15 protein-coding genes are annotated in these 26,057 nt (G+C 73.0%); 7 read left to right on the forward strand and 8 right to left on the reverse strand.

The window, feature by feature from the left end:
- Positions 1 to 7 precede the first annotated feature (7 nt).
- The 7 genes from ACZ63J_RS02560 to ACZ63J_RS02590 all read right to left on the reverse strand — a co-directional run bounded on the left by ACZ63J_RS02560 (position 8) and on the right by ACZ63J_RS02590 (position 9,652).
- Complete coding sequence (locus ACZ63J_RS02560) at positions 8 to 613, reverse strand: LysE family translocator (protein ID WP_465404697.1); 606 nt, start codon at positions 611 to 613, stop codon at positions 8 to 10.
- Between the two features lie 272 nt (positions 614 to 885).
- A complete protein-coding gene (locus tag ACZ63J_RS02565) occupies positions 886 to 1,980 on the reverse strand; it encodes a J domain-containing protein (protein WP_465404699.1) in 1,095 nt (364 codons plus the stop codon).
- 438 nt (positions 1,981 to 2,418) lie between these two features.
- Complete coding sequence (locus tag ACZ63J_RS02570) at positions 2,419 to 4,002, reverse strand: AMP-binding protein (protein WP_465404701.1); 1,584 nt, start codon at positions 4,000 to 4,002, stop codon at positions 2,419 to 2,421.
- A gap of 163 nt (positions 4,003 to 4,165) precedes the next feature.
- Positions 4,166 to 4,903: a transporter substrate-binding domain-containing protein gene (locus ACZ63J_RS02575; protein ID WP_465404703.1), complete on the reverse strand. Its 738-nt coding sequence runs from the start codon at positions 4,901 to 4,903 to the stop codon at positions 4,166 to 4,168.
- Between the two features lie 49 nt (positions 4,904 to 4,952).
- Positions 4,953 to 7,247 (reverse strand): P-loop NTPase fold protein, encoded by a 2,295-nt coding sequence (locus ACZ63J_RS02580; RefSeq protein ID WP_465404705.1) that lies wholly within the window; start codon positions 7,245 to 7,247, stop codon positions 4,953 to 4,955.
- Positions 7,248 to 7,323: 76 nt separating this feature from the next.
- The gene (locus tag ACZ63J_RS02585) at positions 7,324 to 8,352 is read right to left on the reverse strand and encodes an aldose epimerase family protein (protein WP_465404707.1); all 1,029 of its coding nucleotides are present in this window, start codon (positions 8,350 to 8,352) and stop codon (positions 7,324 to 7,326) included.
- Positions 8,353 to 8,422: 70 nt separating this feature from the next.
- Positions 8,423 to 9,652 carry a PucR-like N-terminal domain-containing protein gene (locus tag ACZ63J_RS02590; protein WP_465404709.1) on the reverse strand — a complete coding sequence of 410 codons (1,230 nt, stop codon included), beginning with the start codon at positions 9,650 to 9,652 and terminating at the stop codon, positions 8,423 to 8,425.
- Between the two features lie 246 nt (positions 9,653 to 9,898).
- Between ACZ63J_RS02590 and ACZ63J_RS02595 the strand changes: the two genes are divergently transcribed.
- The 7 genes from ACZ63J_RS02595 to ACZ63J_RS02625 all read left to right on the forward strand — a co-directional run bounded on the left by ACZ63J_RS02595 (position 9,899) and on the right by ACZ63J_RS02625 (position 25,168).
- Positions 9,899 to 11,893, forward strand: a complete 1,995-nt coding sequence (locus ACZ63J_RS02595) for an MMPL family transporter (RefSeq protein WP_465404711.1) — start codon at positions 9,899 to 9,901, stop codon at positions 11,891 to 11,893.
- Positions 11,890 to 13,287, forward strand: a complete 1,398-nt coding sequence (locus ACZ63J_RS02600; protein WP_465404712.1) for an MFS transporter — start codon at positions 11,890 to 11,892, stop codon at positions 13,285 to 13,287. The genes ACZ63J_RS02595 and ACZ63J_RS02600 overlap by 4 nt, the downstream gene beginning before the upstream one ends.
- A 92-nt stretch (positions 13,288 to 13,379) precedes the next feature.
- A complete protein-coding gene (locus ACZ63J_RS02605; RefSeq protein ID WP_465404714.1) occupies positions 13,380 to 15,113 on the forward strand; it encodes a fatty acyl-AMP ligase in 1,734 nt (577 codons plus the stop codon).
- Positions 15,110 to 21,352 carry an SDR family NAD(P)-dependent oxidoreductase gene (locus tag ACZ63J_RS02610; protein ID WP_465404716.1) on the forward strand — a complete coding sequence of 2,081 codons (6,243 nt, stop codon included), beginning with the start codon at positions 15,110 to 15,112 and terminating at the stop codon, positions 21,350 to 21,352. The genes ACZ63J_RS02605 and ACZ63J_RS02610 overlap by 4 nt, the downstream gene beginning before the upstream one ends.
- A complete protein-coding gene (locus ACZ63J_RS02615) occupies positions 21,352 to 22,929 on the forward strand; it encodes an acyl-CoA carboxylase subunit beta (protein ID WP_465404718.1) in 1,578 nt (525 codons plus the stop codon). Before ACZ63J_RS02610 ends, ACZ63J_RS02615 begins: the two co-directional genes overlap by 1 nt.
- An 11-nt stretch (positions 22,930 to 22,940) precedes the next feature.
- On the forward strand, positions 22,941 to 23,909 hold the full coding sequence (locus ACZ63J_RS02620; protein ID WP_465404720.1) for an alpha/beta hydrolase: 969 nt from the start codon (positions 22,941 to 22,943) through the stop codon (positions 23,907 to 23,909).
- 44 nt (positions 23,910 to 23,953) lie between these two features.
- Complete coding sequence (locus ACZ63J_RS02625; RefSeq protein WP_465404722.1) at positions 23,954 to 25,168, forward strand: lipase family protein; 1,215 nt, start codon at positions 23,954 to 23,956, stop codon at positions 25,166 to 25,168.
- On the opposite strand, the gene ACZ63J_RS02630 is transcribed toward ACZ63J_RS02625, so the two are convergent.
- Positions 25,137 to 26,012, reverse strand: a complete 876-nt coding sequence (locus ACZ63J_RS02630; RefSeq protein ID WP_465404724.1) for an SDR family oxidoreductase — start codon at positions 26,010 to 26,012, stop codon at positions 25,137 to 25,139. The two genes, ACZ63J_RS02625 and ACZ63J_RS02630, sit on opposite strands and share 32 nt — an antisense overlap.
- Positions 26,013 to 26,057 lie beyond the last annotated feature (45 nt).

Raw genomic sequence — 26,057 nt, forward strand, 5'->3', positions numbered from 1 at the left:
GGGGCCTTCACGGCGTTACGACGAGGGTGATGCCCAGGACGACGAGAACCGTGCCGACAACGCGGTTGAGGGCCGGTTTGGCGTGGGCGTACCAGCGCTGGGTGGCGGGAGAGGAGAACAGCAGCGCCACGCTCAGGTGCCACGCGGTCGAGACGGCGACGATCAGCACGACGGCGGCGACCTTGACGGCGGTGGGTTCGGACGGCGGCAGCGTCGCGGTGAGGACGCTGCCGAAGAAGGCCGCGGCCTTCGGGTTGGTCAGGTTGCTGGTGACGCCTTGGCGGAAGGCGCTCCCGTGGCCGGCGGGCGGGGCTGCGTCGGGTGAGCGGGCGCGCAGCCAGAGCCGGACGCCGAGCCAGGCCAGGTAGCCGCCACAGACGACCCGCAGGGCGGCGGCCAGCCAGGGTTCCCGCGCGAGAAGGCTGCCGAGCCCGAAGACGGCCACGGCGGCCAGCAGGCCCCCGGCGGCGATCACCCCGAGCGCGACGGCCACGGCGGCCCGGCGCGATCCGGCCGCGGCGGTGTGCGCGATGAGGACGAAGTTGGGCCCGGGGGAGACGGCCGCGGGGAGGTAGGCCAGCAGCACGGTCCCCAGCGTGGCGGCGGGGCTCACGTTCGGTGGTGGTTTCCGGTGGTCGGGGTCATGTCGTGCACGGTATTCGTGCCGGTGACCGGGAGGTTGTGGGGTTGGTGCGGCCGGGGCTGGGGCGCTCGGACCGGGCCGTCGTGAACGGCGGCGGGCACCGGCCGGGGGCCGCCTCGAACCGCCGGGGCGCAGGTGTGACCCCGCTCGGCTCGGCCGAGATCGTCGGCTGCTGCTGCCCGGGCTCCCGAAGCGGGCTGCCCGTGGCGAGCGCCGATGCACCACCACCTGCGTCTCCGCGCTCACGCGGCCCGGCCGCCCCCGCCCACCACCTGGTCCCTCATCGTCCGCAGCGCCTCGTGGTCCACAGTGGACGGATCCGCCGCGAGCCACTCGCCGATCTCGTGCAGGAACGTCTCCGGGGTCATCGGCGCGACCACGTCGTCGCCCGGATCCGCCGTGGTCAGGTCGCCGCTGCGGCTCGGGTACACGATCATCGCGCCGCGCAGGGCCACTCCCGGCAGCAGCTCGCGGTACGCGGCGAGGCTCTCGGCGAGCCGGCTGCCGCCGCCGCGGAACGGGCGGCCGTTGCGCAGCAGCCTGCCGTCCTCCGCCGTCTCGTAGTGGCCCGGGAGCCACAGCTTCGACTCGACCAGGACCAGCCGCTTGCCGCACAGCACCGCGTGGTCGACGTCGGCGAACACCGAGCCCGGCCACGCGAGCCCGTGGAAGATGCGCGCGCCCGGCAGGCGGGTCAGATACCCCTCGAGGAGGTCGGCCGTGAGCCGCTCGGCCAGCTCGTCGCGCTCGGTGCCGGGGGCGCCGAAGACCGTGCGGCCGCCGAACTCCTCGGCGTAGGCGTCGCGGGCCCGGCTGGCCCGCAGGTAGCCGCGCGCCAGCCGCTGGACGAGCAGCGCCGTCCCGGCCGTCAGCAGCAGCCAGACGACGAGCACCGGCGGCGAGAACTCCACCCCGCCGACCAGCGGCAGCAGCACCAGCACCATGCCGCCGACCGCGGCGACCACCGGTGTGTGCCCCGGCCCGCGGCGGCGGCCGTGCCGCATCCGGGTGTCCTCGCCGGCGAAGTGCCACCAGGTCAGGTCCTCGGCGTCGAGGTCGGGCAGGTCGGGGACGAACCCGGGCTCGTCGCCGAAGCGGCGCCGGGGCCGCGGCCGCACCGGGACGGGCACCACCGTGGCGCCGCCGGCGTCGTAGCGGGCGCGGCGGACCGGGTCGCTGAGGACGTCGTAAGCGTCGCGGAGCAGGCGGAACGTGCCGACCGTGCCGCCGGCGTCCGGGTGCATGGTCTTCGCCAGCCGGCGGTAGGCCGTCTTGACGTCGGCCGCCGTGGCGTCCCGGCGGACGCCGAGCACCTCGTAGTAGTCGACCTCGGGCACGCGGGCGGTCACCTCCGGATGGGCTGCGCGAAGACTTTATGGGGTCGGCTCGCGGGGCCGGGCACCGCCTCCGCGGCACGCCAGGGTGATGCTCCCGCGGCGCTGGTCAGGGCCGTGTCAGGAGTTTTACCGTTCACGGCGGCGGGTTCGTTGCACCGGCCCCGCCCGGCCCTCCGCCGAGGTGTGACGACGTCCTCCGCGCCCACGCGGCCGCGTTCGGGGTGGTCCGTGACCGTCCACTGAGGACTGTTTGTCGCCCGGAAGTGTTGTCGCGTGGGCGATCGCCGGGTTCACGGTGACGGTTGGTAACCGGAATTCACTCGAACAGCCGTGAACATATGTTCGAATCCGCGGCTAGGATGGAGACATGTCCCCGGCACCCCACGAACGTGACGGGCCCACCGCCACCCCACCTCGGCAGCGGGCCCGTCACCCCCGTCAGCGCTCGCGCAGCAGGAACCGCTGCAGCTTCCCGCTCGCGTTGCGCGGCAGCGCGTCGATAAACCGCACCTGGCGCGGGTATTTGTACGGCGCCGCAACGGCTTTGGCGTGCTCCTGGAGGGCGTGCACGACCTCCAGGCCCGGCGTGACGCCCGGGCGCAGCACGACGAAGGCGGTCACCACGGCGCCGCGGTCCGGGTCGGGCGTGCCGACGACCGCGCACTCGTCGACGTCCGGGTGGGTCAGCAGCACCTCTTCGACCTCGGGAGCCGCGATGTTGTAACCGGAAGAGACGATCATGTCGTCGCTGCGCGCGACGAAGCGGAAGTAGCCGTCCGCGTCGCGCACGTAGGTGTCGCCGGTGAGGTTCCAGCCGTCGCGGACGTAGTCGGTCTGCCGCGGGTCGCCGAGGTACCGGCAGCCGGTCGGGCCCTGGACCGCGAGCAGGCCGGGCGTGCCGTCGGGCACCGGCTCGCCGTCGAGGTCGAGGACGGCGGCCCGGAAGCCGGGCACGACGGTGCCGGTCCGGCCGGGGCGGGCCGCCTCGTCGGCCGCGGAGATGAACACGTGCAGCATCTCCGTGCTGCCGATCCCGTCGATCAGCGGCCGGCCGGTGACCTCGCGGTACCGCTCGGCCACGGCGGCAGGCAGGGCCTCCCCGGCGGAGACGGCGCGGCGCACGCCGGCGAGCAGCGGGCCGTCGCCGGCGCCGAGGATCGCGCGGTAGGCGGTCGGCGCCGTGAACAGCACGGTCACCGCCTGCTCGGCGACGATCGACGCCAGCTCCTTCGGCGTGGCGCGCTCCAGCAGGAGCACGGACGCGCCGGCGTGCAGCGGGAACACCAGCAGGCCGCCCAGGCCGAAGGTGAACGCCAGCGGCGGCGTCCCGCAGAACACGTCGTCGGCGACGGGCCGGAGCACGTGCCGGGAGAACGTGTCGGCGATGGCGAGCAGGTCGCGGTGGAAGTGCATCGTCGCCTTGGGTGTCCCGGTGGTGCCGGAGGTGAAGGCGAGCAGGGCGACGTCGTCGGCGGCCGTGGGCACGTCGGCGAAGGTCGCCGGGTGCCGCGCGCAGCGTTCGGCCAGTTCGGCGCCGAAGGAGACCACCGGCAGGCCGGGTGGCAGCTCGTCGATCAGGCGCTCGTCGCACAGGGCGACCGACGGCCGAGCCCGGTCGGCGATCTTGTCCAGCTCGCCGCGGCGCAGCATCGGCATCGTCGTGACCGCGACGGCCCCGGCCTTGAGGACGCCAAGCCAGCAGGCCGCGAGCCACGGCGTGTTGGCGCCGCGCAGCAGCACGCGGTTGCCGGGCACCACCCCGAGCTCGGCGGTGAGCACGTGCGCGATCCGGTTGGCGCGCGCCACGACCTCGCCGTAGGTCCACGTCTCGTGCGGCGACCGCAGGCACGGCCGGTCCGGGCCGAGGCGGGCGGCGGTGTGGTCGAGCAGTGCCGTCGCGGCGTTGAGCCGGTCGGGGTAGTGCAGCTCGGGCCGGTCGAACACGAGCCGGGGCCACTGCTCGAGCGGCGGCAGCCGGTCGCGGCAGAACGAGTCGGTGTGCGCGCTGGGAGTAAGCGGCATCGCAGCTCCTCGGGTCTCGGCCACGGGATCGGCCTGCACCTCAAGAAACGTAGCACTCGTTGCGACCGTCGAGAAGACGCTATGCCGCACTCATGACGGCGACGACGAAGAAGCGATAGCACTCCGTCGGCCGGGGACCGCGCAGGGTGACGACCATCCGTCCTCAGTGGACGGACGAGCTCCCCGACGGCGGGGCGACGGTGGCGTCCGGCTGGTTCGCGCGGCGCAGCGACTCGGCGACGAAGCCGCCGGCCTTCAGCTCCTCGACCAGCTCATGCAGGAACACGACGGTCTCCGCCCGGCGGTCCGGGGTCGTGGCGACGGCCTGCTGGATCTCCATGAAGCGTTCGCCGATCACCCGCGTCCCCGGGTGGGCGGCGGCGTAGGCGGTGATCGGCTGCCGGATCCCGGCCGCCGCCTCCAGGCCCTGCTCCTCGAAGACGACCACGCCGTCCTTGCCCCGCACGACCGTGGCTTGCCGGAGGGTGCGCGTCAGGAACAGGTCGTAGGCTGACCCCTCCTTGACGCCGACCCGGACGCCCTCCTGGTCCACGTCGGCCGGCGACCGGAAGGCCGAGCCGTCCGGGACGGCGAACACGCCCTCGATGAGGACATAGGGCGCGGTGAAGGCGACCTGGGCCGCGCGCGCCGGCTCAATCGCCAGGAACCCGAGGTCGGCCGCACCCGAGGTCAGCGCCTCGAACGACTTGCGGGCGGCGTCGAAGCAGGCGAACTCCACCGGAACGCCCAGCCGCGCGGCCACCTCGCGCGAGAGGTCCACGGTGACCCCACCCGGTTCGTCCGGCGCGCCGTGGGCGAGCACGGAGTTCCCGAGGTTGATGGCGGCCCGCAGCGTGCCCGCGGGCGCGAGGTCTTCGGCGACGGCGTGAAGGTCTCCCATGATCAGCGAGGGTAACCACGGGACCGGCCACCCGGCGCCGAAGTGTTGCTCACCCCACCGCCGGCGGGGTGAGGTCGAGGTTGAGCGTCTTGCGGACGGCGAGGATGGTCTCCGTGGCGAACTTGGGGTGCAGTGCCATGCGTTGCCGGGCCAGGGCGATCAGGTGCAGGTCGGGACCGAGGCCGGGCTCCTGCAGGTCGTCGGTGAAGACGTCGAGCACCGTGGCGCACAGCAGCGCGAAACAAGCGGCGTGCCGGCGCAGCCGTTCGACCGGGTCACCCGGGTCGCCGGCGGTGGCCGGGTCGGCGAGGCGGTGGGCGAACTCGACCAGCTCCAGGGACTGGTCGACGTCCTTGAGGTGGAGGAGCTCCGCCGAGAGGCGCGTGACCTCGTCGGTGGGTGGCAGCATGTCCGCCATGCCGGCCAGGGCGTGCGCCTTGCCGCGCAGCTCGCTGCCGATCAGCCGGCGGGTGACCGTCTCCAGCGTGGGGTGGTAGACCTCGTTGGCGATGTCGACCATTTCGATGGTGTAGCGGCGGAGGTCGCGCGGCAGCCCGCCGGACAGGCAGTGGCACAGGTATCCGAACTGCTCGGGCAGCTCCGGCAGCCGCAACGTGATCCACAGGCGGCTTTCCTCGAGGGTGAAGTGCTCGACGCGGATCATTTCGGTGAACGCGCTGTCGAAGGCGTCACGCACCGCCAGCCCGCGTTTCTCGAAGTTGAGCACCGCGTCGTCGGAGACGGACACGAAGAACAGGCAGCCCGGGACGTCGAAGATGGCCTTGATGTCGTTGATGAACTGGTGGGCCTTCTCCGGTTCGCCGATCTTGTCGAGCTCGTCGATCGCGACGACGAGCAGGCCGGCGAGCTTCTCTTCCGCCAGCCGCCGCGCGGTCGAGGTGGCGAACTCGCGGAACTTGTCGACCACCTCGGGGTGGGTGAGCTGCTGCTCGGCGCGCTGGGTGGACCAGGTCCGGCCGGCTTCGCCCTTGAGGGGCATGTTCAGCTTCCCGGACCAGCCGGTGGTGTAGGTCTGCAGGAAGCGGATCTGGTCGAGCTGCTTCTTCGCCTGCTTGCGCAGCGCGGTGATGCCGGGGGAGGTGCGGTGGCGGGCCGCGGTGAACGCGGTGCGGGCGACCGCGGCGACCAGCACAACACCGATGTGCACCGGGACCGTCGCCAGCACGGCCAGGGCGGCGAGACGCATCGGGGACTGGCCGGCCGTGAGCTGGGACAGGTCGCGGGGAAGGGCGCGGTCGAGCAGATCGGCGATCTCGCGCGCGAACACGGCGATGTCGGGCGAGCCCCAGAGCAGCATCGCGATGGCGGCCGAAACGGCGAAGTGGACCACGATCCGGGTCGCCTGGTCGAACACCCGGCGGGCGAGCCGCCGCCGGCCCGGCGCCGTCGCGGTGCCGACGGTGGCGAGGACCGCGCGGCAGAGCAAGGCATGCAGGTGCAGAACGAACTCGCGCGCCTCGTAGTTGGCCGGCGCGGACGCCAGCACCAGGAACGGCGCCGGGTTTCCGCCGCTGCTGTGCAGGCCGGCGGTGATCGACTTGATCGCGGTCGTCTTGCCGACCCCACGGTTACCGGCGAGGGCCACGGCGACGGAGTCGGCGCGGTCCAGCACGCGGGTCAGGCGCCGGGTCGCCGCCGTCTGGATGATGTCGGCGCCGATCTCCTGGTAGAGGCCCGTGACCTCGCGGAAGATGAGCTTGGTCCCGAACGTGAGCTTGCGGTTGCGCCGGATGAACTCCTGGATCGCCGGCACGACGATCTCGGCCCGGACATCGGCCAGCCGGTCGCCGAGGCCGATGAGGTCTTCGTGCGGGACGATGCGGCCCACCTCGCCGAGGCTTGTGACGGGGAAGAGCTCCGGGACCCGGCGCAACGCGATCCGGCCGGACATCGCGACCACCCCGGCCAGGCCGGCGGCGCCCAGCGCGGCGAGCGACCAGGAAAGTGCGGAGTAGCTGTAGACGAAGCACGACAGGTAGGCCGCGGTGAGGCCGACCGCGGCACCCAGCCAGAGGACCTTGGCCGGCCCCAGGTGCCGGATCCGCGGCCGCCGGGAGCCACTGTGGTCCTGCTGGGCGTACTCGTCCTGGGCCATGCGGACGCGGGCGAGGGTGGACTCGCTGGCCAGGACCGCCGCTTTGGCGTCTTCGGCGCGAAGTCCCTCCGAACGCAAAGTCGCCCGGAGATCCGGGTCGGCGAGCGCGTCGTCGAGCATGACCTCGAGAGCGAGGGCCGCCGTCCACAGCTCGAAGTCGTCCGACGTCGTGACGTTCCAGTCCTGGAGCACACTGGGGCCGAGATCTCTGGGCGGTTCATCGCTCATCGGGACATGGTGCCAACGGGCCTGGCGCGGGTCGCCGGTTCCGCGGCAGGTGCGCCCTGTTGGCCGAACGCCGTTGTTACCCGGTGGTGACCGGTGGCTCCTCCGCCGCGGTCAGCGCGAAGGTCGTCTCCTGGTGGTAGACCTCGCCCGGGCGCAGGACCGTGCTCGGGAAGTCCGGCCGGTTCGGCGAGTCGGGGAAGTGCTGCGGCTCCAGCGCGAACCCCGCGCCGCGGTGGGGCAGCCGGTTGCCCGCGTAGAACTGGAGCCCCGGCTCGGTGGTCGTCATCGTGAGCAGCCGGCCGGACGCCGGGTCCCAGGCCTGGGCCGCCCGGGGGCCGTCGAGCACCCAGTTGTGGTCGTAACCGCCGGCGATCGCCAGCTGCGGGTCGGGCCGGTCGAGGCGGGCGCCGATCGGGGCCGGGGAGCGGAAGTCGAACGGCGTGCCGTCGACCGGGGCCGGGGCGCCGCGTGGGATCTGGCCGGTGTCCGTGGGGCAGAACCGGCTCGCGTTCAGCGTCAGCCACTGCGCGTGGACGTCGCCGGCGCCGGCCAGGTTCCAGTACGTGTGGTTGGTCAGGTTGACCACCGTCGGCGCGTCCGTCTCCGCCCGGTAGGTGAGGGTCAGCCCGCCCGCGGTGAGGCCGTACGTCACCTCGGCCGTGAGCCGGCCGGGGTAACCCTGGTCGCCGTCCGGGCTGACCAGGGTGAGCCGCAGCCCGCCGGCGACTTCGGCGGCGGACCACACGCGCGTGTCGAACCCGGCCGGGCCGCCGTGCAGGCTGTTCTTGCCGTCGTTCAAGGGCACGCGGTGCAGGACGCCGTCGAGGGTGAAGGCGCCGCCGGCGATCCGGTTGGCGTACCGGCCGATCACCGCGCCGAGGAAGACCCGTGCCGCGCCCGGCCGGTTGTTCGCGACGTACCCCGCGAGATCCGGATGGCCCAGGACGACGTTGCCCGGCCGGCCCCGGCGGTCCGGCGCCTCCAGCGACTGGATGACGCCGCCGTAGTCGAGCACGCGCACGGTCAGCTCGCCGCGGGTGAGGGTGTACCGGTGGACGTCGGTGTCGCCGACGCGGCCGAAGAGCTCGCGGGTCACCAGAGTCATCGGATCGCCCTCCAGCACGCTGTTAGCGTTAACACCGTGTCGGAACTCTAAGTTCCGCCCGACGGCGAGGTCAAGCCTCCGGCTGGGTGCCGAGCAGCTGGTGCGCGCGCAGGGCCATCTGGATCTCCAGCCGGTGTGCGGGGTCGCCGAGCCGCTCGCCGAACAGGTCGCTCAGCTGGCTCACCCGGTAGCGCACCGTCTGCGGGTGGATGCCCAGTGCCTGCGCGATGTCGGGGGTGTTCCCGTTGTGCTCCAACCAGCTCAGCAACGTCTCGGCCAGCCGGACCTGCTGCTTCACCGTCAGCCCCGCGAACGGCGCGAGCGCCTTCGCCGACAGCTCGTCGAGCAGGAACCGGTCGGCGAGCAGCCAGTGCGTCGCCAGGTGGTCGGCAGTGTGTGTCACGGCGCGATCGTCGACGATCCCGCGCCGAACCAGATCGAGGGTGCGGCGGGCCCAGCGCAGGGACGTCGCCGCGTCGGCCGGCCGGACCCGCGGGCCCACCGCGGCGCGCCAGCCCGGCAGGCGGCCTTCGAGCCCGCGCAGGTCGCGTTCGGGATGCGGGGTCAGCAGGCAGGGCTCGGTGCTTTCGAGGTCGAGCAGGACGTCGTCAGCGACGTGCGGGCCCGGGGTCAGGTCCTGGTCGGTCCGCGGGTCGAGCGCGACGACCGTGACCCACTCCGGCATGGTCCACTTCGCGGCTTTCGCCGTCGTCACGATCGTCGCCGGCGACGACGGCGGAGTGGCCAGCAGCAGCTCGAGCAACCGGCGCCGGCGGCGTTCGAGCGTGCCCGTCGCCATCGCCTGCGCGAGGGTGTACCCCTCCACCGAATACGACGAAATCTCGTCCACGTAAGCAAAAATGGCTTCCGCGCCGACGCAGAGCACGGCCGCCGGGAAGCGGTGCGCCTGCCCGAGTTCCGCGACGTAGCGCCACGCCGCACGCCCGCCCGCGCGGTAGGCGGCCTGCAGCGAGTTCAGGCTGCCGCCGTCGTGGTGGACACGTTTGCCGACCTCCATGAACAGTGGCGCCCAGTTGTCCTGTGTGGACGCGAGCTCCTCGATGCTGTCGAGGCAGCTGACGACGGCGTGCTCGATCGCCAGCACGATGATCTTGCCGAACTCGCCTTCCAGGGGCTTGGCGTACTCGGGCACGGCGCGCTGGATCTCTTCCAGGATCCGGCGGGCGAGCGGGTCGGCGTGCGGCCGGAACCGGCGCGCGAACTCCGTCGGCAGCGAACACCACAGCTGCCGCGCGCGACCGGAGCCCCGCGGGTGGGGGACGGTGACCGTCCGGGTCATTTCCCACCCCTTTCCGCATCGGCGCGGACGTCCATGTACTCACACGGAAACACCGCTTGGCAACCGCCGGGCCTGGTTCTGTCACGCGGGACCCAACTGCCGCGCCGGGGTTTGTCACCTGTCCGACAAGCGGCGAAACACTCATCACCACAAGGGTTTTCGCGTGCCGATTTGTGGTCCCGGTCCGTATCTTCCTGCGCCGTCCGGTTGTTAGCGTGATCAACCACGCGACCGGAAGGAGACGGGATGAAAACGCTCGTTTCGTGGTCGTTCCGCCGCGCCGGCGTGGTGGTTTTCCTGTGGCTGACCGCACTCGGCGGGCTCGGTTTCGCCGTGCTGCACACCGGTGCGGCCTTCCGCGACACGGTGGCGCTGCCCGCCGCGGACAGCACCGCGGCGGCGAACCTGCTGCGCGGCGCCGGAGCGGCCGGGGACGAGGAACGGGTGGTCGTCCGCCCGCCGGACGGCACGGTCGACTCCGGCACGGTCCGCGTCCGGGTCGACGCCTTGGTCACCCGGCTGGCCGCGCTCCCGCACGTCGTGTCCGTCACGCCCGGTGAGGTGTCCGGCGACCGGCGGACCGCGGTGCTCACCGTCCGGTTCGACGCGCCGGCCGCGGACCTCGGCCAGGGCCCGGCTGACGCGCTGGCCGCCGTAGTCCGTGACGCGGACGGCCTCACCGCCGGCGCCGCGGGCGAGCTCGCCGCGATGACGGCGGCCGCGCCCGACCTGGGCAACGCCGGGATCGGCCTGCTCGCCGCGGCTCTTGTCCTGCTGGCCGCCTTCGGGTCCCTGAGCTGTGTACTGCTGCCGGTCCTCACTGCGTCGGTTTCGGTCGGCTGCGCGCTGGCCGTGGTGACGCTGTTGTCGCACGTCATGACCGTGCCGAAGATCAGCACCGAGATCGCCGCGCTGCTGGGGCTCGGCGTCGGCGTCGACTACGCGCTGTTCGTGCTCACCCGCTTCCGGCAGGGCCGCCGGGAAGGCGCGGAACCGGCGGTGGCGCTGGCCGCCGCGGCGGCGACGTCGGGCCGCAGCGTCGTTTTCGCCGGGCTCACCGTGAGTGTCTCGCTGGCCGGGATGCTGACCGTCGGAATGCCGTTCCTCGACGGGATCGCGGTGGCCGCCGCGGTTTCCGTGGTACTGACCGCGTCGGCCGCCTTGACGCTGCTGCCCGCGTTGCTGCGGCCGGTCGCGCGCCGGATGCGCGTCGCGGGGGACGGCACCGGCGCCCGCTGGGCCCGGCTCGCGCGTTCGGTGACCGCGCGGCCCGGTCCGTACACGCTCGCCGCGCTGCTGGTCGTCGCCGTGCTCGCGCTCCCGATGACCGGGCTGCGGCTCGGGGTGCCGGACGCCGCCCACGACCCGCCCGGCAGCGTCACGAAGACCGCCGCGGAGCTGCTGGACACCGGGTTCGGCCCGGGCGCCGCCGCTCCGCTGCTGGTGACCGGCACCGGCGACGGGTCCGTCGGGACGCTCCGGGAAGCGCTGCGGGCCCGGGCCGACGTCGGCCCGCCTACGCCGTTGCCCGGCGGCTGGCTGCTCACGGTGGTCCCGCGGACCGCGTCCGACGATCCGGCCACCGGCGAGCTGCTGGCCTGGACGCGGACGATGGCCACCACCCTCGGCGGCCCGGACACGCACGTCGGCGGGCTCGTCGCGACCCGGGCCGACTTCTCGGCGGCGATCACCGCGCGGCTGCCGCTGTTCCTCGTGAGCGTTGTCGGCCTTTCGGTGCTGCTGCTCGCGTGGGTGTTCCGCAGTGTGCTGATCCCGGTGACGGCGGCGGTGATGAACCTGCTGACGGCTGCGGCGACGACGGGCGCGATCGTGGCCGTGTTCGGCGCGCCGGTCGAGCCGTACCTGCCGGTGTTCCTGTTCGCCGGGCTGTTCGGGCTGTCGATGGACTACGAGGTCTTCCTGATCGCGCGGATCCAGGAGGCGTGGCGCCGCCACGGGGACACGCGGGCCGCGGTGGTCGACGGCGTCGCGGCGACCGGGCGGACCATCACCGCGGCCGCGCTGATCATGGCGCTGGTGTTCGTGTCGTTCGCCTTCGTGGACGCCCGGGTCGTGCGGGAGGCGGGGGTGGGACTGACCGTCGCCGTGCTGCTCGACGCCGTGGTCGTCCGGTGTGTGCTCGTGCCCGCGGTGATGGCTCGCTTGGGCGCTGCCAACTGGTGGTTCCCGCGCCGACGTCGGGCTGTGGTCACCCGCGAGCTGATCGGGAGCGCACGATGACGCGCCGGTTCCCGACGCTGGTGCTGATCGCGCTCGGGGCGTTCGTCACCACTCTCGACAACACCATCGTCGCGGCGGGCGCGCCCTCGATCGCGCGGGACCTCGCGCTGGACCTCGGGGCGCTGCAGCGGGTCGCGCTCGGGTACATGCTGCCGTTCGCCGGTCTGCTGCTGGTCGCCGGCACCCTGGTGGATCGCTGGGGTCGCCGGGCGACGCTCGTCGCGGGCCTGCTCGCGTTCGGCCTCGGCGCGGCCCTCGGCGGGCTGGCCGGTTCGGTCGAGGTGCTCATCGCGGCCCGGGTGCTGCAGGGGACGGCGGCCGCGTTCCTGGTGCCGGGCCTGCTGAGCCTGCTGCGCACGAACCTCGACGTTCGCGGCCGGACGCTTGCCGCGGCGGTGTGGACGGCCTGCCTGGCCGCCGCGCTGGCGCTCGGCCCGGCGCTCGGCGGCGTGCTGAGCGCGTCACTCGGCTGGGGCTGGATCTTCTTCGTGAACCTGCCGTTCGTCGCGGTGATGCTCGTGCTGGTGCCGGCCGCCGTGCCCCGCGGCCGGGACCCGGACGCCCCGCGACCGGCGACCGGACCCATGATCGTCGTGACGGCGAGCCTGGTCCTGGTCACGGCGGCGCTGGTCCGGTCCGGAACCGGGGTCGCGGTGCCGCTGCTCGCCGTGGGGGTCGCGCTCGGCGCCGGGTTCGTGGTCCGGGAACGGCGGGCTCACGACCGGATCGTGCCGGCGGCCCTGACCGGCAACCGGGTGTTCGCCGGCTCGCTCGCCGTGCAAGTGCTGTGGGGACTGGGAATCTCCGGTGTCTTCTTCTTCACGCCCTTGCTGCACCAGGAGTTCCTCGGACTCGACCCGGTCGGCGCCGGGCTGCCGCTCGTGCTGGTGGCGGTGGCGGTGATGGCCGCGACCCCACTGGTGCCGGGCGCGGTGGCGCGGTTCGGTCCACATCGGACTGTCGCGGGCGGGCTCACGGTCGTAGGCGCCGGGCTGCTGGCGCTCGCCGCCGTGAACCACATCCCCGCGATCTCCCCGCGGATGCCCGGACTGGTGCTGATCGGGGCCGGGTCGGCGTTCACCACGCCGTTGACCTCACACGCGCTGGACGTTGTCGCCGAGCGGTACTCCGGCACGGCGTCCGGGCTGCTGAGCGCGTCCCGCGAGCTGTCGAGCGCGCTGGGGGTGGCGCTCATCGGCGCCGTGCTGACCGCGGTGCGGGGAATGCAGCTCGACGCGGGCGCGACGCCCGGGACAGCCTTGGCCGCCGGGTACACCGCCGGGCTGCTCGCCGCGGCGGTCCTGACCCTCGTCGGCGCGCTGCTGGCCGTGCGGGTGGTGCGAAGCCCTTCCGCCACAACCTCGTCGCCGCGTGACAAACGCGCGGTGCCGTAACCCGTTTCCCCGTGAGCATCCGAGATCGCCTGATTGACAACGTCCGCCGGAAACCTCTTCACTGCGCCGGTAAACGCTATCTGCGAGGGACCATGGAAACCATTTCCGAGCCGCTTCCCGTCACCGGGGAAACGGACGGCGACGCCGAATCGTTCGCAACCCTGTTGAGCCATTGGGCACAGGTCCTCGGCGACGAGGTCGCGCTGACCCACCTGGACCACCGCACGTCCGCGGACGGCCGGGCGAACACGCTCACGTGGCGTCAACTCGACGCGCGCGTCGACGCGGTTGCCGCGCGGTTGAGCGAAATCGCCGCGCCGGGGGAGCGCGCGGCGGTGCTCGCCGGGCAGTCGGCGGACTATGTCATCGGGTTCCTCGGCGCGCTCCGGGCGGGCCTCGTCGCGGTGCCGCTGTTCGCGCCCGGCCTGCCCGGGCACGCGGGCCGGCTGACCGCGGCACTCGCGGACTGCACCCCGCGGGTCGTGCTGACCACGACCGACGAGATCGACGTCGTGCGCGCGTTCACCGGCGGCCCGGCGGTGGTCACCGTCGACGCACTGGCTCCGGTCCCGCCGCACGACTGGTCCCGGCCGGACCCCGACGCGCCGGCGTACCTGCAGTACACATCGGGGTCCACGCGCTCGCCCGCCGGGGTTGTGCTGACCCACCGCAACGTGCTCGCGAACGCTCGTCAGGCGTGCGCCGCGTACGGCGCCGAAGCGCGGACGACCTCCACGGTCAGCTGGCTGCCGCTGTTCCACGACATGGGCCTGATCCTCGGCATCGGCGCGCCGATGGCCAGCGGCATGGCGTCGCTCCTGCTGGACCCGCTGGCGTTCCTCGAACGGCCCTCGCGGTGGCTGCGTGCGCTTTCCGCGAGTCCCGGCGCGATCAGTGCCGCGCCCAACTTCGCCTACGCCTACAGCGCTTCCCGCGTCACCGAGGCTGAGAAGAGCTATCTGGACCTGAGCCGGGTCGTGTCGCTGATCAACGGCAGTGAGCCGGTGCTGCCCTCGACGATCGCGAAGTTCCAGGCCGCCTTCGAAGAGTGCGGGTTGCGGCCCGAGGCGCACCGGTCGTCCTACGGCCTGGCCGAAGCCACCGTCTTCGTTTCTGTTACCGGCGCCGGGAAACCGGCGCGGCAGGCCACGTTCGACCGGGCCCGGCTGGCCGCCGGGTTCGCCGAGCCGGCCGCCCCGGGCGCGTCCGCGACCACGCTCGTCTCGTGCGGCCGCCCGGTCGGCCAGCGTGTCCGCGTCACCGACCTCGAGACCGGTTCGGAGGTCAAGCCGGGCGAGGTCGGCGAGATCCGGGTCAGCGGCCCGAACGTCGGCCGCGGGTACTGGGGCCGGCCCGACGCGTCGGCGGCCACGTTCGGCCTGCCGCCGCTCGACCCGGACACCGGGACGGGCTGGCTGGCGACCGGCGACCTCGGTGTGGTGGTCGACGGCGAGCTGTTCGTGACCGGCCGGCTGAAGGACCTCGTGGTCGTCGACGGGCGCAACCACTACCCGCAGGACGTCGAGCAGACCGTGGAGGAGAACCCCGCCGTGCGCCCGCATTCGGCCGCGGTGTTCGCGATCGACGGCACCGACGGGGAGACCGCGGTCGTCGTGCTGGAACGGGCCAAGGACAGCGATGCCGATGTCACCGAAGCGGCCGCCGTGCTGCGCTCGGCGGTGTCGGCTGGGCACGGCCTGCGGCTGCACGACGTCGTTTTCCTGCCGCCCGGCGAAGTTCCGCGCACGTCGAGCGGCAAGATCAGCCGGGCGCGGTGCCGGGAGTCCTATCTGGACGGTTCGCTGGCCACGCGGCGGCTGGGATGAACGCCGGTGAGATCCGCGCCTGGCTCGCCGCCCGGGTCGGCGCGGTGGACCCCGACCGTCCCCTGAGCGAGACGGGACTGTCCTCGAGGGACGCGACGAGCCTCGCCGCCGACCTCGGCGACGTGCTGGGCCGCCCGCTGCCGGTGACGCTGGTCTGGCAGTACCCGACGATCAACGCGCTCGCGGCTCATCTGTCCACTGTGGATTCACCTTCGGTGGCGGCTTTGCCTGTGACGGAAGGGGAACCGATCGCGATCGTCGGCCTCGGCTGCCGCCTGCCGGGCGGAATCGACTCCCCGGAAGCCTTCTGGCGGTTCCTCGACGCCGGCGGTGACGGCATCGGCGACGTCCCGGAGGGGCGTTGGGAGACGTTCGCGCCCGCCGAGGACTTCGCCGATGTGCCGCCGCGCGGGGGTTTCCTCGCGGACGTCGCCGGGTTCGACGCCGCGTTCTTCGGCATCACCCCGCGTGAGGCCGAGGCGATGGACCCGCAGCAGCGGATCGTCCTGGAGGTCGCCTGGGCGGCGCTGGAGCACGCCGGGATCCCGCCGTCGAGCCTGCGGGGGAGCCGGACCGGGGTGTTCGTCGGGCTGTCGGCGACCGAGTACGGCTCGCTGACGATGACCGACGTCGCGGGGGTCGACGTCTGGTCCGGCCCGGGCGCGGCGGCGAGCATCACCGCGAACCGGCTTTCGTACCTGCTCGACCTGCGCGGACCCAGCCTCACGCTCGACACGGCGTGCTCGTCGTCGCTGGTGGCCGTGCACCAGGCGGTGCAGAGCCTGCGGCTCGGCGAGAGCGAGACCGCGCTCGCCGCCGGGGTGAACGTGCTGCTGTCACCCGGCATCACGGCGGGCTTCCACCGCGCCGGGGTGCTCGCCGCGGACGGCCACTGCAAGCCGTTCGACGCCGCCGCGGACGGCATCGTCCGAGGTGAGGGCTGTGGGGTGGTGGTGCTCAAGCCGCTACGGGCGGCGCGGCGGGCGGGCGACCGGGTGCTGGCGGTGATCCGCGGCAGCGCGGTGAACTCCGACGGCCGGTCCAACGGCCTGACGGCGCCCAACCCGGAAGCTCAGGCGGCCCTGCTACGCGACGCCTACGCGGCGGCGGGCGTCGAACCGTCCTCAGTGGACTACATCGAGGCGCACGGAACAGGGACGCCACTGGGCGACCCGCTCGAAGCGGGCGCGCTGACGGCGGTGCTCGGGAGCGGGCGTCCACCCGAGCGGCCGTTGCTGGTCGGTTCGGTGAAGAGCAACCTCGGCCACCTCGAAGGCGCGGCCGGGATCACCGGGCTGGTCAAGGTGGTGCTGGCCATGCTGAACCGGCGGCTGCCGGCGAGCTTGCATTTCCGGTCGCCGAACCCGCACATCGATTTCGGTGGGTTGCGGGTGGTCGACGAGGCGGCGGAGTGGCCGCGGTATTCGGGTGTGGCGCGGGCGGGGGTGTCGGCGTTCGGGTTCGGCGGGACGAACGCGCATGTGGTGCTGGAGGAGTGGCCGGCGGCTTCGTTCCCGGTGCGGTCTGATGTGGATGGTCCGCAGGTGTTCGCGCTCTCGGCCCGGTCGGCGGAGGCGTTGCGGGCGCGAGCGGGGGAGCTGGCGGACTGGGTGGAGACGCGGGAGGTGCCCCTCGGGGCGGTGGCCTCGACGCTGGCTCACCGGCGGGAGCACCTGCCGGTGCGCGGCGCGGTGATCGGTGAGGGCCGCGGGGAAGTGGTCAGCGCGCTGAGGGAACTGGCGGCCGGTGGTGGTGTGGTCGCGGACATTCGTGATGTGGCCGGGCGGGTGGAACTTCGCGCCGCGGTCGCCGATCCCGGTGTCGTCTTCGTCTTCTCCGGCTACGGCTCCCAATGGGACGGCATGGGCCACCACCTCCTCCACTCCGAACCCGCCTTCCGCACTCAAGTCGAATCGCTCGACCCCGTCTTCCGAACCGAAACCGGCACCTCCCTCCACGACCTCCTCACCCAAGAAAGAACCGACCTCGCCAAAACCCAGCTGGCCCTCTTCGGCATGCAACTCGCCCTCGCCGGACTCTGGCGCGCCCACGGGATCACCCCCGCTGCCGTGCTCGGGCACTCCATGGGCGAAGTCGCCGCCGCCGTTGTTGCCGGGGCGCTCGATGTCCGGAACGGCCTGCGCGTCATGACCACCCGGGCCCGCCTGCTCGCCGAACTCGACCAAGGTGGTGATGGCGCGATGGCCGTCGTCGAGCTTTCCCGCGCCGAGCTGGCGAAGTTCCCCGAGGTCAGCGTCGCCGTCTACGCGTCTCCGACCCAGTGCACCGTCAGTGGCGCCGCCGCCCAGGTTGACGCTCTCGTCGACCACGCCGAACGCCTCGGCAGGCTCGCCCGGCGGCTGCCGGTCGGCGGGGCCGGGCACTCCGTCGCCGTCGATGCCGTGCTCGGGCGGTTCCGCGACACCCTCGCGGGCCTGATCGCCGGGAAGCCGGAGATCCCCTGCTACACCAGCGTTCTCGACGATCCCCGCGAGACACCGGCCTTCGATGTCGAGTACTGGGCGGCGAACCTGCGCCGTCCGGTGCGGTTCAGCCAGGCCCTCGAAGCCGCCGCGGCCGATGGGCACCGGGTGTTCGTCGAAGTCTCGCCGCACCCGGTGGCCGCCGCCGCGATCGAGCAGACCACCGGGGAACCGTGCCTGCCCTCGGCCAGTCGCCGGGTCGACGAACGGGTCGCCTTCCTCACCAGTCTCGCCCGGCTGTACGTCCAAGGTCGAGCGGACCTCGCCGGCCGCCCGCGGACGCCGGTCGTCGAGCTGCCCGGTCCGGTCTGGCGCCACGAACGGTTCTGGCCGCGACGCACCCCGCGCACCGGCGGCGGCCACCCGCTGCTGGGTGTCCACATCGAACAACCCGGCGGAAGCACCCACCTCTGGCGCGCCGACGTCGGCACGGCCGTGCTGCCCTGGCTGGCCGACCACACCGTCCAGGGCACGCCCGTCTTCCCGGCCACCGGCTTCCTCGAACTGGCGCTCGCCGCCGGCGGGCACGTCCGTGACCTCGAGCTGCGCGAGGTCCTCCCGCTGGCCGAGCACACCGAGGTGACGACCACCCGCACCGGCGCCGAGCTGAGCGTGCACGCCAAGTCCGCCCACGGCGAGTGGGTCCGGCACGCCACCGCCCGCCTCGGCAGCGGCGGCACACCGTCGGCGCCGTTCGGCGCGGTCACCGGGGAGCCCGTCGACCTCTACCGCGTGCTGGCCGACCTGGGCCAGTCCTACGGCCCGGCCTTCCGCGGCCTGCGCCGGGTGACCGCCGCTCCCGGACGCGCGTCGGCGGCGATCGTGCTGCCGGAGGCCGACCATCCCGCCTACGTGCTGCACCCCGCGCTCGCCGACGCCTGCCTGCACGCCCTGGCCGCGGCCGTCGGCCAGGCGGACGCGCTCTACCTGCCGCTCACCGTGGGCGAGGTGGTCGTCGCCGGGGATCCGCGCAAGGGGGTGCGGGTCGACGCCGTCCTCGGCTCGGTTGATCCCTCCGGGGACGGCCTGCTCGGCAGTGTCCAGCTGGTCGACGCCGGGGACGCCGTCCTGGTGGAGTTCCGGGACGTCTACTGCCGCCGGTTCCGGGACGCGGCTCTGGCCCGGCTGCTGTTCGAAGCGACCTGGCAGCCGGCCGATCTGCCCGCGGCCGGGCACGAGCCGAACTGGATCATGCTCGATGACGAAGGCCTCGAAGACCGTGCCGCACTCGCGAAGCAGCTCCGCGAGAAGAAACCGGCTGCGGTGGTCGCGCTGCTCGGCGGGGCGACCGGGCCGGATCCGGCCCGTGCCGCGCGGCTGGTCGCGACGCTGTCCGGAATCACCGCCGAGCTGGCCGAACTCCCGGCGCCGCCGCGGTTGTGGCTGGTCACCGCGGGTGCGCAGAGCATCGAACCCGGCGAGCGCGGCGACCCCGGCCTGGCGGCGGTGCGTGGGCTGGTGCGCGTGCTCGCCTTCGAACACCCCGAGCTCCGCGTGAGCCAGGTCGACTTCGACGGCGAACCGGACCCGGCCCGGCTCTGGGAGAGCCAGCTGCGGGACGAGGTCTCCGCGGACGGCCCGGACGACGAAGTCGCCTGGCGCGAAGGCATCCGTCACACCCGGCGACTGGTCCGCCCGGAGCTCGGCGACCCGCTGCGCGAGCCGGTCCGCGACGGCGCCTACGTCATCACCGGCGGGCTCGGCGGCCTCGGGCTGGCCGCGGCGAAGTGGCTGGCCGGCCGTGGGGCGACGCGCTTGGTGCTCTGCAGCCGCCACCCCGCCGACCCGGACCTGGACGACCTGGGTGTCGACGTCCGGGTGGTGGCCGGGGACGTCGCCGACCCCGGCACGGCCGAGGCGCTGGTCGCGGCCGCCACCGACGGCGGTGTGCCGTTGCGCGGAGTGCTGCACGCGGCCGGTGTGCTGGCCGACGGCGCGGCGATCACGCTGGACGCGGCCGCGCTCCAAGCCGTCTGGCGGCCGAAGGCGCTCGGCGCCTGGCGGCTGCACGAAGCGACCGCCGGGCACGATCTCGACTGGTGGCTGGTCTATTCGTCCGCGGCCGCGTTGTTCGGTTCGCCGGGCCAGGCCGCGTACGCCACCGCGAACGCGTGGACCGACGCGCTGGTCACCTGGCGCCGGGCCCAAGGACTCCCGGCGGCGACGATCGAGTGGGGTGCCTGGGGTGAGATCGGCGCCGCGGCCGGGTCGCGCAACCCGGTCCTCGAACCGCTCGGCACGGAGGAAGCGCTCTCCGCCCTCGACGCCGTCCTGGCACGCGACCGCGCGGCGACCGGGGTTGCCCGGGTGGCCGCCGAGACGGTGCTGGAGCTGTTCCCGCGGCTGGCCGAACGGCCGTTCTTCGCCCTCTTCACACCGGAGCCCGCGGAGTCCACTTGGGACGGTCTGGAGTCCCTGCGTGCCAGGTCGAAGGAAGCCGCGCGGGCCGCGATGGCCGACCACCTGGCCGAGCTCGTCGCGGGCCTGCTGGGCTACGCCGAGGTCGACCGGAACGTGCCGCTGACCCGGCTCGGGCTCGACTCGCTGTCGGCGATGCGGGCGAGGGGCGCGGTCGAACGCGACTTCGGGCTGCCGCTGCCGATCCCGTTGCTGCTGCGCGGGGCGAGCCTGGCCGAGCTGGCCGGTCACCTCGCCGAGCAGGCCGGTTTCGGGACGTCGGACCCGGCCGAGCCCGGGGGAGCGGGGCCGCGCGACCCGGCCGAGCGCTGGGTCGCCCGCCACTGGCAGGCCGAGCTGGGTGGTCCGGAACCCGGGGTGCACGACGACTTCTTCACCGTGGGCGGGGATCCCGGACGCGCACAGCGGCTGCGCGAGGTGTTCGCCGAGCAGCTCGGCGCAGTGCCCGCCGTGGACCGGCTGTTCGCCACACCGACGGTCGCCGCGCTCGCCGACCTGCTGCGGGCCGAGCTGGAAGGCCACGGCGACGGCCCGGTTCGGCTGCTGCGCGACGGCGTCGGCGAGCCGGTGTTCCTGTTCCACCCGGCCGGCGGGCCGACGAGCGTCTACCGCGAGCTCGTCCGGCTGCTCCCCGAAGGCCAGCCGGTGTACGGGTTCGAGCGGATCGACGACGAAGACACCGTCGAAGCCAAGGCGGCCTGTTACACCGAGCTGATCCGGGAGATCCAGCCGCACGGGCCGTACCGGCTGGGCGGCTGGTCGTTCGGCGGCTGCCTCGCCTACGAGACGGCGCGGGTGCTGACGGCGGCGGGCGAGCCGGTCGAGCTGGTGTTCCTGATCGACACCATCCTGCCGCTGCCCGCGCCCGGGAAACCGGTGGGGGAGCTGCTGCTCGACCGCTTCGACCGGTTCGCCGAGCACGTCTCGCGCACCTACGGCGTGCCGTTCGCAGTTCCACGCGAGGAGCTCGCGCGGCTGGACGAGGACGCCCAGATCCGCTGGGTGATGGACCGGCTGGCCGCGCAGGTGCCGGACCTGGGGCCGGGCGTGCTGCGGCACCAGTACGAGTCCTATGTGGACGCCCGGGTCGCCGAACGCTACACGCCGGTCCGCTACGACGGCCGGGTGCTGCTGCTGCGGGCGCGGGACCCGCACCCGCTGACGACCGCGCTCGACCCGCGCTACCTGCGCACCGACCCGGCCCTCGGCTGGGACGAGCACTGCGCCGGCCTCGAGGTCGTGCGGGTGCCCGGCGACCACGTCTCGATGATCGACCCGCCCCACGTGGCGGAGCTGACCGGAGCGCTGGCGGAGAGACTCGAAGTGGGGGTGCGCTGATGGACGAGCTCAGGCCGACCACGGCCTTCCGGATCGCCGACCTCGCGGCGCGGCAGGACGAAGTCGTCCGGATCGCCGAGAAGCGGGCCGTCGACCGGCAGCACGCCAAGGGCAAGCTGACCGCGCGGGAACGGATCGGGCTGCTGCTCGATCCCGGGTCGTTCGTCGAGCTGGACCAGTTCGCGCGGCACCGGTGCGCGGAGTTCGGGATGGACGCCAACCGGCCGTGGGGCGACGGCGTCGTCACCGGGCACGGGACCGTCGACGGGCGGCAGATCTGCGTGTTCTCGCAGGACTTCAGCGTCTTCGGCGGCAGCATGGGCGAGGTCTCCGGCGAGAAGGTCCTCAAGGTGATGGACCTGGCCATGAGCATCGGCTGCCCGGTCGTCGGGATCAACGACTCGGGCGGCGCGCGCATCCAGGAAGGCGTTGTGTCGCTGGCGTACTACGCCGAGCTTGGCCGGCGCAACGCGCACGCGTCCGGCGTGGTCCCGCAGATCTCGATGATCATGGGCCCGTGTGCCGGCGGCGCGGTCTACGCGCCGGCGATCACCGACTTCACCGTGATGGTCGAGGGAACTTCGCACATGTTCGTCACCGGCCCGGACGTCGTGCACGCCGTCACCGGCGAGCGGGTCACCGCGCAGGAGCTCGGCGGTGCGGCCGTCCAGAGCGAGGTCGCCGGCAACGCCCACCACCGGGCGGCCGACGAAGAGGACGCAATCGAGTGGGTGCAGACCCTGCTCGGGTACCTGCCGTCGAACAACCTCGACGCCGGCCCTGAGTACGCCGACGACACCAGCGCCACCGTCAGCCCGGCCGACCTCGATCTCGACCGGCTGGTGCCCGATTCGCCGAACCAGACCTACGACATGGCCGAGCTGATCGTCCGGTTGGTCGACGACGGCGAGTACACCGAGGTGCACAGCGGCTTCGCGCCCAACATGATCTGCGCGTTCGGCCGGGTCCAGGGCCGCACGGTCGGGGTGGTGGCGAACCAGCCGCGGCACCAGGCCGGCGTGATCGACATCAACGCGTCCGAAAAGGCGGCCCGGTTCGTGCGCTTCTGCGACGCGTTCAACATCCCGCTGCTCACCCTCGCCGACGTCCCGGGTTACCTGCCGGGCACGGACCAGGAGCGCGGCGGGATCATCCGCCGCGGCGCCAAGCTGATCTACGCCTACTCCGAGGCGACGGTGCCGAAGGTGACCGTGGTCGTCCGCAAGGCCTACGGCGGCGGGTACGCCGTGATGGGCTCCAAGCACCTCGGTGCCGACGTCACCATGGCCTGGCCCACGGCGGAGATCGCGGTGATGGGCGCGGAGGGCGCGGTGCAGGTGCTCTACCGGCGGGAGCTGGCGGAGCTGCCGCCCGAGCGGCGCACCGCCGCGCACCGGCGGCTCACCGAGGAGTACCGCAAGCGCCACGCCGGCCCGTACCTGGCGGCCGAACGCGGGTACGTCGACCAGGTCGTCACGCCGTCGCAGACGCGCCTGCTGGTGGCCCGCGCCCTGCGGACGTTGCGCACCAAACGGCAGACCCTGCCGGCCAGGAAACACGGAAACATCCCCCTGTGAAGGAGACTTCGATGAGAGCCACCCTGCTGATGCTGGCCGTCGTGGTCCTGCTGGCCAGTGGTGTCACCGCCGCCCAGGCGAGCCCCGCCGTGGCCGACGACGGCGCGAAGGTCGTCCAGGAGACCTGGCTCGACGCCCGGACCGTCGACCTGAAGATCGACTCACCCGCCCTCGGCACCACCGGGATGGTCCGGCTGATCGTGCCGAGCGGCTGGGCCACGCAGCCCACGCGGACCTGGCCGGTGCTGTTCCTGCTGCACGGCTGCTGCGAACCCGTCGACTACAAGTCGTGGGACCAGTTCACCGACGTGAAGGCGTTCACCGCGACGAAGGACGCGCTGGTCGTCATGCCGACCGACGGCCCGGCCGGGATGTACACGAAGTGGTGGAACTTCGGGCTGTCGAGCAAACCCGACTGGGACACCTTCCACACCGCGGAGGTCCGCCAGATCGTCGAGCGCGGGTACCACGGCGGCACCCGCCGGGCGATCGCCGGGCTGTCGATCGGGGGGTACGGCGCGCTCGCGTACGCCTTCCAGCACAAGGGGATGTTCGGCGCGGCGGCGTCCTACAGCGGGGTGCCGAACACGCTCTTCCCGGGGATCCCGGTCTGGATCGGCGGCATCCTGGCCCGTGCCGGGATCTTCAACTACCTGAACCTCTGGGGTGACTCCTTCGGGATGCAGCCGATCTGGTCGTCGCACAACCCCTACGACCACGTCCAGGACCTGCGTGGCACGGCGCTCTACCTCTCCTGCGGCAACGGCCAGACCGGGCCGCTCGACCCGCCCGGGCAGAGCGACGTGCTGGAGCCGTCGGCGCTGCTGTCTTCGCAGAGCTTCACCGACAAGCTGCGGCAGGCCGGCATCCCGGCGACCGTCGACTACTACGGGCCGGGCACGCACAGCTGGCCGTACTGGCAGCGGGCCCTGCACAACTCGTGGCCGGTCCTGGCCGGCGCGCTCGGCCTTCCCGCCTGAGCCTTCCTTTGAATGACAGAGCTCTTTCCCCGATGGAGGTTGTGGTGAAGTCTGTCCCCTTGCGACGCGTGCTGTCGGCGCTCCTCGGCGTCTCGCTGGCGGCGTTGGGAGTGGTGGCCGCGAGCCCGCCCGCCGGCGCGGCGGCGGCCCCGATCCTGCCCGGTCCGTTCGACGACTCGTTCTACACACCGCCGTCACCGCTGCCGGCCGGGAAACCCGGTGACGTCCTGCGCTGGCGCCCGTCGGTGCCGCTGCTGAACGCCGCCAACGCCGACGCGTGGCAGGTCATGTACCTCTCGACCAACGCGCAGGGCCGCCCGGACGCGGTGACCGGGACGGTCCTGGTGCCGAAGGGCAAGGACCCGGCCGCGGCGCCGATCGTCGGGTACGCGGTGGGCACGCAGGGCCCGGCGTTCAAGTGCACGGCGTCGAAGGCGATGGAACGCGGCACGCTCTACGACCAGCCGGCGATCAACGACTCGCTGTCCAGCGGGTACGCGGTCGCGGTGACCGACTACGAGGGTTACTCGCCGACGACGGTGCCGACCTACATCACCGGCCAGTCCATGGGCCCGGCCGTGATCGACTCGGTGCGGGCGGCGCAGAACCTGCCGTCGGCGCGGCTGGCGAAGTCGGCGAAGGTGATCTTCCAGGGGTACTCGCAGGGTGGCGGCGGATCGATGTGGGCGGGGGAGAAGCAGCCCACGTATGCGCCCGAGCTGAACGTCGTCGGCGTGGTCGCCGGCGGTGTCCCGGCCGACCTGACCGAAGTCGCCAAGGGACTCGACGGGTACGTCGGGTTCGGGTTCCTGGCCTTCGCCGCGGTGGGGCTCGATGCCGCGTACCCGGACCTGAAGCTGGATTCGTTCCTGAACGCGACCGGACGGCAGCAGCTCGGCGACGCGAAGAAGAACGCCTGCGTCGCCGAGCTGTTGCTGAACTACTCGTTCAAGAAGATCAGTGACTACACCACGACGAACCCGCTGAGCACGCCGCAATGGCAGGCGCGGCTGGCGCAGAACAAGCTCGGCGCCAGCCCGCCGCGGGTGCCGGTGTTCCAGTACCACGCGAGCACCGACGAGATCGTCAACACGCCACAGGCGGAGACGCTGCACCGGACCTACTGCGCGGCGGGTGTCCGTGAGCAGTGGCAGACGTACGTCTCCGACCACGCGACCGGCATCCTCGCCGGGAACGCGGACGCGCACCAGTGGATCGTCAAGCGGTTCAGCGGGGCGCCGGCGCCGTCGAACTGCTGACGAACGCGGTGACGGCCTCGGCCAGGGGTGTCGTCGGCCGGCCGATGAGCCGGCTCAGGTCGCCCGACGTCGAGGACAGCTCGCCGGCCGCGATGCCGCGGTCGGCGTCGGCCAGCATCGCCGCGACCGGCTCCGGCAAGCCGGCGCCGACCAGGACCTTGCGGTACTGCTCGACCGGCAGGTCCTGGTAGGTGACCTCGGTGCCCGCCGCGGCCGTCACCGCGGCGGCGAGGTCGGCGTACCCGAACGGCTCGTCGCCGGCCAGCTCGTACACCCGGCCCTCGTGTCCTTCGCCGGTCAGGACCTCGACGGCCGCTTCCGCGAAGTCGGCCCGCGGGACGGCGCCCAGCCGGCCGTCACCCGCGGCGCCGGCGAAGGAGCCGACCGCGAGGGCCTGGCTGATCGTCTGCGCGTAGTTCTCGGTGTACCAGCCGTTGCGCAGGAAGGTGAACGGCAGGCCGGACGCGCGGATGACCTCCTCGGTGGCCTTGTGGTCCGGCGCGACGAACAGCTTCGTCGTGTCGGCGAACAGGACGCTCGTGTACGCGAGGTGCCGCACGCCGGCTTCGCGAGCGGCCGTGACGACGGCTTCGTGCTGCGCGAGCCGCTGGCCGGGAGTGCTGCTGGAGATCAGCAGCACCTTGTCCGCGCCGGCGAAGGCCGCGGCCAGGCTCGCCGGGTCGTCGTAGTCGGCACGCCGCACCTGCACCCCGCGCGCGGCGAACTCGCCGGCCTTCTCCGGGTCGCGCACGGCCGCGACGACCTCGGCGGCCGGGACCTTCTTCAGCAGGCCTTCCACGACCAGGCGGCCGAGCTGGCCGGTGGCGCCGGTGACCACGATCATCTGCTTCTCCTCGCTCCTGGAATGCTTACCCACAGAGTGTACTAA

This window comes from Amycolatopsis sp. NPDC104863 (genome assembly GCF_055582965.1).